This is a genomic window from Actinoalloteichus sp. GBA129-24 (assembly GCF_001941645.1).
GTDB classification, from domain to species: domain Bacteria; phylum Actinomycetota; class Actinomycetes; order Mycobacteriales; family Pseudonocardiaceae; genus Actinoalloteichus_A; species Actinoalloteichus_A fjordicus.
In genome coordinates, this window is sequence record NZ_CP016077.1 from 5,814,873 (window position 1) to 5,828,043 (window position 13,171).

General features: G+C 66.7%; 15 protein-coding genes. 5 read left to right on the plus strand and 10 right to left on the minus strand.

What is annotated here, in order from left to right; all coding sequences use genetic code 11:
- The first annotated feature begins 5 nt into the window (after window positions 1-5).
- Window positions 6-371, plus strand: coding sequence for a hypothetical protein (locus UA75_RS24875; RefSeq protein ID WP_075742325.1), 366 nt, complete (start codon window positions 6-8; stop codon window positions 369-371).
- 263 nt (window positions 372-634) lie between these two features.
- Here UA75_RS24875 and UA75_RS24880 read toward each other — a convergent pair whose 3' ends face one another.
- From UA75_RS24880 to UA75_RS24905, 6 genes are all read right to left on the minus strand, one after another.
- Window positions 635-2,407 carry an FtsK/SpoIIIE domain-containing protein gene (locus tag UA75_RS24880; RefSeq protein WP_075742326.1) on the minus strand — a complete coding sequence of 591 codons (1,773 nt, stop codon included), beginning with the start codon at window positions 2,405-2,407 and terminating at the stop codon, window positions 635-637.
- A gap of 127 nt (window positions 2,408-2,534) precedes the next feature.
- Window positions 2,535-3,155: a hypothetical protein gene (locus tag UA75_RS24885; RefSeq protein WP_075742327.1), complete on the minus strand. Its 621-nt coding sequence runs from the start codon at window positions 3,153-3,155 to the stop codon at window positions 2,535-2,537.
- Window positions 3,152-3,859, minus strand: a complete 708-nt coding sequence (locus UA75_RS24890) for a DUF2637 domain-containing protein (RefSeq protein WP_075742328.1) — start codon at window positions 3,857-3,859, stop codon at window positions 3,152-3,154. Before UA75_RS24890 ends, UA75_RS24885 begins: the two co-directional genes overlap by 4 nt.
- A 2-nt stretch (window positions 3,860-3,861) precedes the next feature.
- A complete protein-coding gene (locus tag UA75_RS24895) occupies window positions 3,862-4,068 on the minus strand; it encodes a hypothetical protein (RefSeq protein ID WP_075742329.1) in 207 nt (68 codons plus the stop codon).
- The gene (locus tag UA75_RS24900; protein ID WP_075742330.1) at window positions 4,065-4,418 is read right to left on the minus strand and encodes a WhiB family transcriptional regulator; all 354 of its coding nucleotides are present in this window, start codon (window positions 4,416-4,418) and stop codon (window positions 4,065-4,067) included. Before UA75_RS24900 ends, UA75_RS24895 begins: the two co-directional genes overlap by 4 nt.
- Complete coding sequence (locus UA75_RS24905; RefSeq protein ID WP_075742331.1) at window positions 4,415-4,696, minus strand: helix-turn-helix domain-containing protein; 282 nt, start codon at window positions 4,694-4,696, stop codon at window positions 4,415-4,417. The genes UA75_RS24900 and UA75_RS24905 overlap by 4 nt, the downstream gene beginning before the upstream one ends.
- A 172-nt stretch (window positions 4,697-4,868) precedes the next feature.
- Here UA75_RS24905 and UA75_RS24910 point away from each other — a divergent pair, with 172 nt between their 5' ends.
- Window positions 4,869-5,255, plus strand: coding sequence for a transcriptional regulator (locus UA75_RS24910; protein ID WP_075742332.1), 387 nt, complete (start codon window positions 4,869-4,871; stop codon window positions 5,253-5,255).
- Between the two features lie 143 nt (window positions 5,256-5,398).
- Window positions 5,399-6,538 carry a hypothetical protein gene (locus UA75_RS24915; RefSeq protein WP_075742333.1) on the plus strand — a complete coding sequence of 380 codons (1,140 nt, stop codon included), beginning with the start codon at window positions 5,399-5,401 and terminating at the stop codon, window positions 6,536-6,538.
- Here UA75_RS24915 and UA75_RS24920 read toward each other — a convergent pair.
- On the minus strand, window positions 6,521-7,075 hold the full coding sequence (locus UA75_RS24920; protein ID WP_075742334.1) for an NUDIX hydrolase: 555 nt from the start codon (window positions 7,073-7,075) through the stop codon (window positions 6,521-6,523). The genes UA75_RS24915 and UA75_RS24920 overlap by 18 nt on opposite strands.
- An 83-nt stretch (window positions 7,076-7,158) precedes the next feature.
- Here UA75_RS24920 and UA75_RS33420 point away from each other — a divergent pair, with 83 nt between their 5' ends.
- Window positions 7,159-8,391 (plus strand): hypothetical protein, encoded by a 1,233-nt coding sequence (locus UA75_RS33420; RefSeq protein ID WP_157434422.1) that lies wholly within the window; start codon window positions 7,159-7,161, stop codon window positions 8,389-8,391.
- 486 nt (window positions 8,392-8,877) lie between these two features.
- On the opposite strand, the gene UA75_RS24925 is transcribed toward UA75_RS33420, so the two are convergent.
- Both UA75_RS24925 and UA75_RS24930 read right to left on the minus strand, forming a co-directional pair.
- The gene (locus UA75_RS24925) at window positions 8,878-9,348 is read right to left on the minus strand and encodes a hemerythrin domain-containing protein (RefSeq protein ID WP_075742335.1); all 471 of its coding nucleotides are present in this window, start codon (window positions 9,346-9,348) and stop codon (window positions 8,878-8,880) included.
- A gap of 240 nt (window positions 9,349-9,588) precedes the next feature.
- Window positions 9,589-10,131 carry a PadR family transcriptional regulator gene (locus UA75_RS24930; RefSeq protein ID WP_075742336.1) on the minus strand — a complete coding sequence of 181 codons (543 nt, stop codon included), beginning with the start codon at window positions 10,129-10,131 and terminating at the stop codon, window positions 9,589-9,591.
- Window positions 10,132-10,204: 73 nt separating this feature from the next.
- On the opposite strand from UA75_RS24930, the gene UA75_RS24935 reads away from it, so the two are divergent.
- On the plus strand, window positions 10,205-11,266 hold the full coding sequence (locus UA75_RS24935) for a serine hydrolase domain-containing protein (protein ID WP_198044207.1): 1,062 nt from the start codon (window positions 10,205-10,207) through the stop codon (window positions 11,264-11,266).
- A 180-nt stretch (window positions 11,267-11,446) separates the two neighbouring features.
- Here UA75_RS24935 and UA75_RS24940 read toward each other — a convergent pair whose 3' ends face one another.
- On the minus strand, window positions 11,447-13,141 hold the full coding sequence (locus UA75_RS24940; protein ID WP_232251121.1) for a CocE/NonD family hydrolase: 1,695 nt from the start codon (window positions 13,139-13,141) through the stop codon (window positions 11,447-11,449).
- Window positions 13,142-13,171: the final 30 nt, after the last annotated feature.

The following is a 13,171-nucleotide window of genomic DNA, read 5'->3' on the forward strand; positions in this document are numbered from 1 at the left end:
GAGCTATGAAATCCGTCGATCGCGTGTACTCGGACCTGCTGCGCCGAGGGTTCACGTTCAGTCTCGCGCCCGGTGATCACGAGGTGCGTTACACGGTGCTCGCCACCTACGGGTGGCCGGGACACGTCGACTCCCTCCATATCCGCGCGGAGGACGACGCGACCGCGAGTCGCGTGCGGGACCGCGACGACGGACACGGGTTGTTCTCGGATCAGCGGGTGGTCTGGAGCTATGAGGGCACGTTCCTGGCCGCAGCGGCGGAGTTGTTGCATCTGCCCGCGCCGGGTGAGCGGGGGGCACCGGATCTCACGGGCCGGACGCCGAGCGGTCTGTGGCTGCCGCGTTCGCTGCGGTTGATCCGGCCCGCCTGAGGGACTTCGAGTGAGGGGAGGTGAGGCCATGACGCGAGGCTGACGGATGCCTCTTCCGCGTCTGATTCGTCAGTCGATCTCATCGTTCATCATCTCGGCGCGGCCGGTCCTGGGCTGTCACCTACGGACCGGCCGCGCTGTGGTGTGTCTGAGCTGTTCCGCGCGTCGCCGATCGGCGGCCTGACGCGCAGGCGCGCGCGTACGCGCGTAAGGGAAGTTCCGCGCAGCTCGCGGAACTTCCCCGGAACGCGACGTCTCCACGCCTACTCGGCGGGCTCGTTCCGCAGACGCGGAGTCCCTCGGTAGTAGCCGTGTCTGCCGGTGCGCTCGGCCAGCCGGGCGGTCTCCAGTGCATCCAGCTCGCGGTAGATCCACGTCTTGCGTCGGTCACACTCCGCGCCGAGTGCCTCCACCGTCGTGCCCTCCTCCCCCGCACCCGACAGTGCCGCGCGGAGGGCCGTGCGGGCCTGCTCGTTGTCGAGTCGTTTCTTGGCCGGTGAGCGGGTGGCCGGTCCGCGCTCGGCGAGTGCGGCCAACGGCGCGGCAGGTTCCTCGGCGGCCGAGTCGGTCTGCCGTGCTGCCGGGATGTTCGGTGGTGCGTCCCGTTCGTCGTCCGCGTCTGCCGGGAACGTTGAGACGACGTCGGCGGTCGCGGGATCGAGCGCCGGTTGCCTGCCACGCCACGTCTCGACGACCTCGGACACGAGATCGTCGGTGACCCAGTAGCAGCGGACCAACGCGGGACGCTCGGCCCCGGCGGCTTCCACGTAGCCGCAGCCGGGCCGGTCCTTGCGGATCACCGCCGGATCGGTCCCGGCGGTGTCCCGCAGCACGGTGGAAGCCTCGCCGGTCTTGAGGAACCGGAACGCCACCCGCGTGCGGAGCTGGGCACGCACCTGTGCCGAACCGACCGCGTTCACCGTCGGGTACTGCGTGGCGAGCACCAGGGCGACGCCGAGCGCCCGACCACGTCGGGCGACGGACTCCAGATCGGGCACGCACTCCACGGGCAGTTCGGCGGCCTCGTCGATCAGCACCACGATCACCGGCTGTTCTGGGCTCGCCTGCCACACCCGGTTCGTCGCGTGCCTGCCGCGCACGTCGATGACCTCCCGCAACGCACCCAGCATCGTGCGCGCGGACTCCGCCGTGGTGGACAGCCAGTCGGTCACCGGCCACCACGGACGCAGCTCGATCCCGCCCTTGAGATCGATCGCCCACAGCACCGCATCGGGCGCGGTGACGGCGTGACAGGCCATGAGGTTGAGCAGGCCGGACTTGCCGGACCCGTTCGTGCCGGCGATGAGCGCGTGGTGCGTCCCGCTCTGCCGGTCGTACAGCGGGACGCGGCAGACGTCGCCGTCGTCGTAGGGACCGACCGGCATCGGATCGGCGATCGAGGCCGCCGGACTGCCCGCCCAGTACACCGGATCGGAATGCGGGTCGGACTCGATCACCCGCATGACCGCGACGTCCGCCCGGTCCGGCCACGGTTCGGCACGGACCGAACCGACCGGGAGTTGCAGCGCGCTCTCGACGGTGCGGAGTCTCCCGGTGACGTCGCGCGCGGTCTGCCCGGCGGCGAGCCGTAGCCGCCCGGTCCATCCCCACGTGGTGACGAGAACCCCGGTCAGCCGGGACCGGGCGAGTCCGGCCGTCTCGGCGACACGCGGCCACGCCGCAATGGTGCGTTCGACACGGACCTGTGCACGAACTCGGCGATGCAGCCACCACGGGATCGCGCACAGCAGCCCGCCGACGGCGAGCACCCGCAACAGCACGGGGTGATCCGCGCCGAGCATCGATGCCGCCACGGCCCAGGCTGCGGCGAAACCGGCCACCGTACGGGCATAGGCGCGCTCGATCTTCCGATCGAGAACCTGTCCCGACCAGATCGCGAACACCGCTGTCAGGAACAGACAAATCAGTGCCGTGGTGATCGGGCTGAGCCAGTGGAAGGCGATCATTCCGGCCGCCCACGTGGCGAATGCGACGTAGAGCGGGGCGAGTCGGTGCCGGTGTCGCCAAAGGATCACGAAGAGGGATTCTCGGTGTTCTGATCGTTGACGTTGCCTGATTGCGGCCATGGCGATGCCCCTTCCGAATCCGGGCGTGCGGCATCGCCACACGCCCGGCAGACGTGAGTGAGAAGGTTTCGGAGGATCAGCTTTCGGTGAAGAACTCCGGTCGCGGAATCGGCGTTCCGGACTCGATCAGTTCGAGGTAGGCGCGGTACACGACCTTGAGGGCTTCCTGTGCGTCACGGAAACACTCGCTGCTCTCCGCGAATCGGTCGCCAGCCTCGGCGAACTGCGCGGTGATGCGTTGATCGATGTGGTGATCGGCCGTCCATCGCTCGCCGAGATCGGCGAGGTGATTCCCGGCGAGCACCACCGCCCGTTGAAAGGCGGTCAGGATGCGTTCGAACTCGGTGACATTCGCGGGTTCGAGTCCGGCAAGTGCTTCGGTCGCCGACACCCAGGCATCAATCTGGCTGACGCCGGTTCCCGACCGGTTCGGCCGGGTGCCCGCCGTCGGCTTCCGCCGAGCAGGACGGGCTGTGCGGGTACGGCGCACCGGCACCCGCGCGGCCCGCTTCCGGTGTTCGGTGCGGTGGGTGGCGAAGTGCCGGGCGGCCTGTCCCGCCGGATAGCTGCTCCCGCAGGAACACCGCACCTGCCGTACTCCGGTCTGTCGGCGGGTGGTCTGCCGCAGCCACCGGCCGCCCCGGCGCAGGGCGGTTCGCGTGGTGGCAAGGCTGCGTCGTCGTCTCGGCGTGCTCATCGGTTCGTCTCCTCTCGCTTGAGCACGCGGACCACGCGCCTGCCGTACTCACGGGTGCCGAAGTGCCGATCAAGCTCGGCACCGGAGAGCACTCGGCCCCGTTCTCGCTCGGCGAGCCAGTGCGCGGCCATGCGTTCCTTGAGATCGCTCGGCGACTCCGCGTCGGCGGGCTCGCCGACCGGCGCCACGGACTCACTCGGTTCGGGCATCGCGATCGGCGTCGCGTCGGGCGTGGCGACGGTCGTGCGGTCGGCGGCGACCCGTGCCGCGAGATGCGCGACAGAGGCCAACAGCACGGGCAGCACCACCGACAACGCGATAGCCGCACCCACCGCCAACCAATTCCCGTCACGGTGGGCATCGACGGCGTGATAGACGCCGTTGAACACCACCGACAACCCCACCGCCCCGTACGCCTGCCTGCGGGCGGTGTCGCGGGTGGCCGCACTCGCGTTGGACGAGCGCAGCCACACCCGCGTGGCCACCACGGCGTAGGCGTCCAAGGCCACCGGCAGCAGCCACGCCAACGGCAACCCCTCGGCGAGGAACGGCAACGGCAACGACTGCCGAAATCCGGCCAACTCGGCGAAGCCGGTCAGCCCATCAAAGGACAGCACCGCGACCGCCCCGCCCACCGCGAGCAGTCCGGCCGTAGTCGCACCGTCCTGCCGGGGAGCTACCTCGCTTTTCACTGTGGTGGCCATGCTCAGCTCACCACCTGGGAGACGGCGTTGATCAGACCGTGGACGACGTCGGTGGTGATGTCGATCAACGCGACGCCCCACGACGTGCCGCCGAGGAACAGCCCGGCAAGCAGGATCGGCAGCCCGTAGACCAACGGCATCTCCCGACGGACGAGCAGCCACCCGCCCCACACCACGAAGATCACGGTCAACGACAAGGTGACGTTCACAGGTCCGACTCCTCTCCGCCCACGGCGGACCGCCGAGCGACCCACAGCGGCAACAGCGCCCGCCGGTCGTCCTCGGCGAGCCCGCCCCACACACCGGCCGTCCGCTCACCGGCGGTGCGCAGCTCCAGTTCGAGGCAGGGACCGGCCACCGGACAGCCCGCGCAGAGCCGCTGAGCAAGCTCCCGATCCGCGTCCCCGTCTCCGCTCGGTGCGGGTGCGTCGCCCTCGGTGAAGACCCACACACACCGGCCGTCGCGCATCACCGCATCGGCCAAGACGTCATCCGGGGTGTCTCGCCACCGGTCCAGCCCGGCGGCAACCCCGGCGAGGTGCTCGCGATCGACGCTCATCGGAGACCACCGCCGAGCGCCCGCGCCACGTCGCGTTCCTGCCGCCGTCGCGTGGCCATGGCCGCGACGTCGACACAGCCACCGTGCTCGGCGGCCTCGTCGATCAGCTCCTCGAGTGCCGCGACCGGCACCACGTACCGGGTCCGCACCTTCACCGAGGGGAAGGCGTCCTCCCGGATCGCCCGATAGATCGTCGCCGTGTCGACTCGGAGGATCTCGGCGGTCTCCCGCACCGTGAAGAACAACGGGGCCAGTTCCGTACTTCGCTGTGCTCGCATGAGTTGTGCCCTTCCGCGCACACACCACCGGCCGATATCTCACCAATTGTGCGCCAGTATTGGCGCAATCAACGGCATAGTGAGCCGATATAGGCGTGCACGCTGTGAGTGATCCTGCGCATTTCCGGGTCCGCGCTAATGTCGGCGCTCAAGGCGGAGCGCGGAGGAGTACGTGGCGGAAGACTGGGCGGCAGTCGCGCAAGCGATCGACGACCGCATTCACGAGCTGGGCATCAAACAACGGGAGGTGGCGGAGCGTTCGCAGGTCTCGCAGGCGATCGTCCGCGAACTCCAGTACGACACCACCCGCCGCAAGCGCAGCGCCCGCACCCTCGAAGCACTGTCGGTCGCCCTGGAGTGGCACCCGCACCACCTCGCCGCCGTCCTCGCAGACACGCGCCCGCCAGACGTCAACGACGCAGGTAGACCGCTCACGGTGGACGAACGCCTTGCCGCCATCGAAGACGGTCTGACCGCCATCGCCGAGCGACTGGACACCCTGGACGATCGCCTTGCCCGAGCGTTCGACCAGCCCGGCGGACGAGACGACTCCCGCTAGCCGGTGGCTGCTGTTCAGTGCTGCGCTCATGTCACCAAGAAACGGCAAGAATCCGCTGCTCAACAGTTGTCACCGGTTAACGGGGGCACCGATAACCCCCGTTAAGTGCGCAGGTCGCAGGGTTATCGCTATGGTGGTCGGCGATGGCGAAAACCTTGTTGGCGCGCGTGCGTCAAGAGTTGGGACACAGCCAAGACGCAGTGATCCGGCTGCTATTGGCACGTGCCGAGGTGACGAATGCCGCCATCGCCACCGGCCGCAGCCTCAAGACCAAACTCTCCCGCTGGGAGAACGGACACGAGACACCAGCGCCGTACTACCAAGCGCTGTTCCGCGACGTCTACGGCCGAACCAACGCCGAACTCGGCTTCCCCACCGAGGATGACGAGATCGACGACGCGGCCACCGAACTCGCCGACCGGCTGATCATCGCGCAGCGGCTCGACACCGAGACAGTCGAGCTGTTTCGAAGACAGGTCGATCACGCACGCCACATGGATCAACGGTTCGGCTCGGTGGCGCTGCTTGATCAACTCCGCAGCCAGATCGGCCAGATGGAAGACCTCTTAAGTCATGCCCTGCTCAGCTCCCAACGCGCCCCGCTAGCGGGGACACTCACGGAAGCGAGCACCCTCGCCGGGTGGACGTCGCTAGACCGGGGATCGACCACGCAGGCATGGCAGCACTACGAACGCGCCAAGGCAGCCGCACGGGAAGCCGAGTCACCCTCGCTGCTGGCACACGCGCAGGCCGAACAAGCCATGGTGCTTCTGGAGATCGGCGAGACCGGGGCCGCCGTAGAGCTGGTCTCAGAAGCGGTCACGCTCGGACGGAACGGGGTGGCTCCACTTCTGCGGGCATGGCTCGCCGCGACACTCGGCGAAGTCCTTGCCGCCGACGGCCGCCGAGACGACGCGCTACGCGCATTCGACGAAGCAGACGCGCTCCTGCCCGCCGACCCACGCGACCCCGCGTTGCCCTTCGTCTTCCTCGGCGGAACACACCTTGTCCGTTGGCGCGGCAACGCCATCGCCCGGCTCGGCGAACCCGATGCCATCACTCAGTTGACCAACGCTCTTGACGGCCACCCGACGACCTTCAGCCGCGCCCGCGCAAGCCTGCTCGTCGATCTCGCTCACGCACACGCCGCGACCGGCGACCGCGACGCAGCACGCACCTACGCTGGACAGGCTCGCCGCCTCGCCGCGCAACTCTCCTCCGAGCGGCAGAAGCGACGTCTCACCCGTCTGATCCTCCCCGGAACGTCATCCCTCGGCGCGTGAGGCCAGGAAGTACAACAACGCCACCAACGTCCCCGAACCGAGCAGCTTGCGTTCCTTGGCGAGCTTGGTCGCCCGCTTCAGCGACACCCACTCGACGGTCCCCGCTTCCTCCGTGTCGGTCGGCTCCCCGATCCGCTCCGCACTACGCCAGTGATAGACGTCCATCTCCGACGTCACCATGCCGGGGATGGGCTCGAAGCTGATCAGGTGCTCAGGCTCGCCCGTCGGCAGCCACCCGCACTCTTCCCCCGCCTCACGAGCCGCCGTCGCGGCAGACTCCTCATCCCCGTCGATGATCCCGCCCGGCAGCTCATAGCCCCACGCATCCGTGGCGAACCGGTACCGCCACAGCATCAACACCTCGTCACGGTCGTTGGTGATCAGCGCCACCGCGACTCGGCTAAGATGCACAACGTGATGGTCCCAACGCTCAGCGTTAGGCGCCTCGACCTGTACGAGGCTCAGGTCAACCCATCGACTGCGATAAATCGCACGCCGACGCCCCACCTTCCAAGTTCCCACATCGTCACCTACCACGCCTCGGATTCTACGACAGCAACCGGAAGCACAACCCACCCGGATTCACCTAATTAATCAACTCCGAGACTGGGTCAATCCAAATGGAAGAATTCAGCCGGCACTTCGCAGAGGAATTCATCAAGATAGCCTCACCGTTTCCCGCCCTGGCGATAGCCATGGCCTTCTACTTGATTTACGTCAACAAATCTGTTGAATTATACATAAGAGCCAAATACCCCGAGATGTCAGATGGCCGACGTGAGCCAAAAAAACGCATTCCTTTGCGGGTGGCGATTTCGTGCCACCTACTATTCCCTGCCACAGCGGTGATAACCTGGTTGATTTTCTTCTTAACCGGGTCGAATGTCGACCTTCCTTTGGCATTACTCATCGCACCCCCACTTCTCCTTGGAGTTCCATTCCTGATTTCCGTGCGTTCCTTCAAGAAGGATCGACTCGAAGAAAACTGCGATTTGAATGCACATTTTGGCGCATCGTACAGCGTTCGCTGGAATTTTTTACTAATGCGCCACCACTCCTGGGAATTGCTCCACCTGTTCTCACTGCTTGCCATCGGCATACCCCTGGGCACGTATCTAGACAGTTTGCCAAATGGATCGGGCCACTCCAACGGCGAGAATCAAATTTTTACCATTGGCGCGACATCCTGCGCAATAGCGGCCTGGATTGCAGCATCCCTCGTCACACGTAAGGCCGTAGCGGCAATGACGCCGCACGCGTCCATAATCGACTACTACATGCGTCTACGGCGAACAATGCCTCTATCGTCAACGAGCCCACTTAGCGAATCAAATTACAAGGCCTCACGATGGAGAACAGGGTGTCATCAATACTCACATGCAATGGCACGCGAACTGCGTTACTACGCAGCAGGAACGCGCAGCAGGCTCACGCCCGGAGACTTCCAAAAAATCGCCTCGACTTACGACTTACTTGCAACTCGCCTCGCCGAGGCCGGAGCACGGAACGCCGGGAAGGAAGAGGAAAGTCCAGAATTTAGGTTACTTGCACACTCGGCATTTGACTTGATCACGAACCGTGACATTATGCACGCTGCCGAACTAGCAAAAATCAACCTCGGCGCGACCGACCACGAACTAGAAAAACACTCAAAAATTCATAGCCGACGCGAAAGGTTTAGCAATCGAATTAGCGACCTGTCGCAGCGATCCTCCGGACCACTGAAGTTGACAATAATCCTAGGAGCTGCCATTTACCTGATCGCGAACGGAGACATCGAAAGAGTAATCGACTACATCCTGAGCGTGGTAACCGAAAAATGGACCGTCGCTCAAGACTTCGCGAGACTGTGACAGCAACCCGCCGCTCGCCGACCTGCCGAGACTCAGGCTCGCCTTGGCAACTCGTCTGGATTCGCCTTCCCCTGGCCGTGCTGACAGGAGGACTATCACATCATGGGTGCGAACCTGGGTGCGAACTGGCGACGAACAGCGCCCCTCGCGCCGACTTCGCACCCAACTCCCGCGCACAAAAGCCAAGGTAGATGAGCTGGACGATGTGATCTGGGACACTCATAATCCCTTGGCCGTGGGTTCGAGCCCCACCCGCCCCACAAGATCACGCCACGCGGAGCAGAGCGGCCCACGGCCGCTTGCATGGGCCGCTCGGCTTGCGTTTCGCCCAACACCCCAGCCAATCAGGCATGGCGGGCGTCACTGGTCATCACCAGTGAGCAAAGACCTCGCCGAACATCGGGCTTCGGCAGCCTCGATCCTGCGACCGCCGCCGCGCCCGCAGCCGAAGACGGTCACGGCGACGGCCAGCCAGTCACCAACGGCTCACAGCGGCCCCAGCACGTCCCGGGGATTCGCGTCGAGTCCGAGTGTGTCGAGCACGGACAGGAGGCTGCGTTCCTCGTAGCGGAAGTGGTTCTCCATGATCGCGGCGATCCCCTCGAGGTGTTGGTCGAGTTCGGCAGGGGAGGCGGCTCGCTCGACGGCCGTCTGCAGCTTGGCGAGGAGGTAGGCCATCATCGAGTGATCCTGCTCCAGCAGTCGCAGGGTCTCGCGCAGCTCTGGATGCGCCGCCTCGATGGCGGGGAACAGGCTGCGATCTTCGCCTTCGTGGTGATCGGTCAGCGCAGCGCAGAAGCCGTGGCAGAACAGCAGCAGATCGCGGGTGGCGGACCCGGCGGTCTCGCCGTCGCGCACCGCGTCCCGGGTGATTCGCAGAGTTTCGCGCAGTCGCTGATGAACGGCGCGCAGTTCATGACTCCAGGCGGTCAGCCTGGCCTTCTCGCCCTCAGCCATACGAGGGCGAAGGGAACGACGTGGTCATCGTCGCGCTCCTTCGTGCTTCGACGCCTCCATGCCTGGCACTGCCTGCCACCGACACGCGACGCTGGAACCACGGTATCCGACCGCGGTTCGCCGCCGATCCCCGACGCCTGTCCCCTGTTCGGTCCCCGCCGCACCGACCTCCCGGCCACACCGACCTCCCGGCCACTACGGCGGACGGCGATCGACCCTGCCCGGCTGTCGTGATCACCGTCACGAACGACGCTGCGCTTCGTCGCGATCGATGTGGTCGCGGAACCGGCCGAGCATGAACCGCAGCGAGGCGAGGCCGTAGTCGAGGGTCGCACGCTGGTAGGTGGCGACCTCGCGAAGCTCCTCGGGGACGTCGGCGGCGTTGACGCGTTCGTCGAGCTCCGAGAGCTTCGCCAGGTCGGCCACGATGCGCGTCTCGATGCGGTGCAGTACCGGCGCGCGTTCTGGCTGGTCCAGCAGGCCGAGGAAGTAGAGCCGGGAGAGCGCTGCGCCCTCCAGATCCGATCCGGACAGCTCGCTCGTCATCCACGTGTGGAACTCCCGCCGACCGGCCTCGGTCACGCGGTACACCTTCCTGCCTCGGCCGACGGGTTCGACGCTGGCGACCTCGATGAGACCACGCTCGAGCAGGGAGTCCAGGGCGCGCTTGATGCTGCCCGAGCTGGCGCTGTAGAGGAGCGCGACGCCTGCCTCGAATGCCTTGATGAGGTCGTAGAGGCTCTGCGGCGCGATCAGGAGCAGGCCGAGGATCACGTGTGCCATGCGTCGAATCTAGCCTATAGTCTCTCATAGACATGTCTATGAGAGATGTCTATCCGCCGAGGAGGACCACCCCGTGACAGCGCCGCTCGCCATGACGCAGGCACCCGACAACCACGTGCCCGCCGACGTGGACACGCGACTGACCGACCTGCTCGCGGAGCTCGCTTCTCGCGGCGGGATTCGCCAGGCTGCCGTCGCCGTCGCAAGCGACGACGGCACGCAGCGCTGGTCGGCCGCCGCCGGTCCGGCCGACACCATCGCGCATCCGCTGCGTCCCGATACTCCGTTCTTCATCGCGAGCATCACCAAGCGGTTCGTCATCACGCTGGTGCTCCAGGCTCAGGAGCGCGGGGAGATCGACCTCGCTGCGCCGATCACCGACTATCTGCCCGCGAACACGATCACGGGTCTGCACGTCTTCGGCGGAGTCGACCGCACGTCCTCGATCACCGTGCGGCACCTCGCGAGCCACACCTCCGGGCTGCCGGACCATTTCGAGAGGCGTCGCGACGGCCCCAGTCTGAACGAGCACCTGCTCGCCGGTCGGGATACGGCCTGGACCTTCGAGGACGTGATCAGGACCACCCGCGACCGGCAACGTCCGCACTTCGCACCGCAGGATCTCGCTGCCCCGCGACAGAAGGCGCGCTACTCCGACACCGGCTTCCAGCTGCTCATTCGAATCCTGGAGACGGTGACCGGTCGGCCGTTCGCCGATCTGCTCGCCGAACGGATCACCGAGCCGCTCGGCCTGACCAGCACCTGGTTACCCGGTCACCGCCCGGCAGGCGCGACGACCACTGCACTGCTCCCGCTCTATTCGGGCCGAACCCCCGTGGAACTGACCTCGTTGCTGGAGTCCAGCAACGACCTGTTCAGCACCACCGGCGACCTGCTCGCCTTCCAACGGGCACTGCTTCGCGGCGACCTCTTCCGCGACCCGCACTCCCGAGGGCTGCTCACCGAGCGACGCAACCGCCTGCGCAACATTCCCATCCTGCGTACGGACTGGGCACCATGTTCTACAAGGTCGGTCGTCTCGTGTCCGGGGGGCGCCGCCCTGTCACCCTCATCGGCCACTCGGGAGCCACCGGAACGTGGCTCTTTCACTGCCCGGAACTCCAGCTGCATCTGACCGGCACCGTCAACCAGGTCAAGGGGCAGGCCGTCCCCTTCAGCCTCATGGCGCGGGCGCTGGGCATCTGGCGGGCATGACCGGCCGCCCTCGGAGTGCGTCCACGCCACGGATGCAGGCCCCGCCGCTGGGGTCGAAGCGGCGGGGCCTGGCTTGCGCACCCCCGTGCGGAGGGTCGGATCAGCCCCTGGCGGGCGGCACCGTGAAGGACGGGGTGCCGATGGGCAGCTCCTTGCTCCACGCCGCCAGATAGGTGTCCAGGTACGGGGCCCGCTCGCCGGGGACGCCGTTGTCGTCGGCCGGGTCGTCCAGGGCTAGCTCGAGTTCGATGTCGTCGACCTGGATCGTCTCGTGGGCCGGGGTCTTGAGCCAGTCGCCGCCGGGCTGGATGGTGCCGATCTCGACGGCCAGGGAGTGGCCTGCGGCCATGGTCCAGTCGGTCGACTTGAGATCGAAGCCCATCGCGCCCGGCTTCACCCGGGAGACCTGCTCGTCGAACATGACCGCGTTGCCGTCCGGGGCGACGTCGTACAGCTTGACCATGAGGTCGCCGTATCCCCCGGCGGCCAGGGAGATGCGCGGCGTGCCGGTGATCCGGGTGTCCTGCTCAAGCGGCTCGGACCACTGGACGAACGTGTTCTCGTCCGTGGGGCCGGCCTCGGCGCCGTCGTCCAGGTAGGAGCCGCCGCCGATCGGGAGGGTGGCGGCGCTGTCCGTGACGGGCCAGGAGTCCTGGGCGCGCCAGGTGCCGTTGCTGTCCTGAACGGCGAAGTTCGGGTACTCGACGGACGGTTCGACGTCCTTGAGGTACTGGTCGTAGAAGGAGATCGTCTCCTCGAACCAGCCCTCGCGACCCATGGCCAGTCTGCCGTCCTCGACACGGTCGTTGCCGCGCACGTGGTCCCACTGGCCGAGCCAGCCGCGCTGGGGTCCCTCATGATTCTCCAGGAACTCCTGCATCGCCTCCGGCTCGGTGTTCCACTCGAGGAAGCCCTGGGTCACGAACAGCGGTGTGTCGGTGCCCTTGGCGTGTTCCGCGAAGTCGCGGGCCCGCCAGTACTCCGACTCCGGGTCGGCGTTCTGGTATCCGAGCAGGTTCTCCACGATGCACATCGGGTTGTCGTCCTCGTACGCGGCGTTCGCCAGATAGCGGGGATCGTCGTCCGGCATCTGGGGCAGCTCGGCGATCTTGTTGTACGCGTTGGCCGTGTTGACGATGGTGGTGCGGGGCACCCCGTTCGAGCGGATGTTGCGTTGCAGGTCCCAGATGGGTTCCTGGGCGACGACGGCCTTGAGGGCGTCCTGATTCAGGTTGTTGCCCATCAGGCCGGTGATGGCGTCCCAGGACTTGCCGTACATTCCCACGGCGCCGGTGGACCAGGACTGGTCCGCGGCCCAGTCGATCGCCGCCTTGACGTCGGCCTCGTCGCCGGGGCCCGCGAAGTCGAGGCAGCCGGTGGAGCCGCCGAAGCCGCGCGTGTCCACCATGACGAAGGCGTAGCCCCGGTCGAACAGGTCGGTGCCTTCGATGAAGTCGTCGAAGCGGTCCGAGGGGCCGGTGTGCGTCCAGTCTTCGACGTCGGTCTGCCCGGAGTGTCCGAAGTACGCGCCTGCCGACAGGATGACCGGCACCTGCTCGCCCTCGGCCAGGTCTGCGGGCAGCAGGACGTCGGCGTGCAGTTCCACCTCCGAGCCGTCCGAGGACGGAAAGTAGTGCTGCGTCCAGGCCGCACCCTCGGGGATGCGGTCGTTCTCCTCGTGGGTGACCGACTTGTCGGCCGTGGCGACCGCACCGGTCGCAGGCTCGGCGACGGCGGAGCCTGCCATCGCACCGGTCGCGGCGAGTACGACAGCGGCCGCGGCAGAGACAGCCACCGGATGTCGGGATCTGTTCACAAGTTCCTC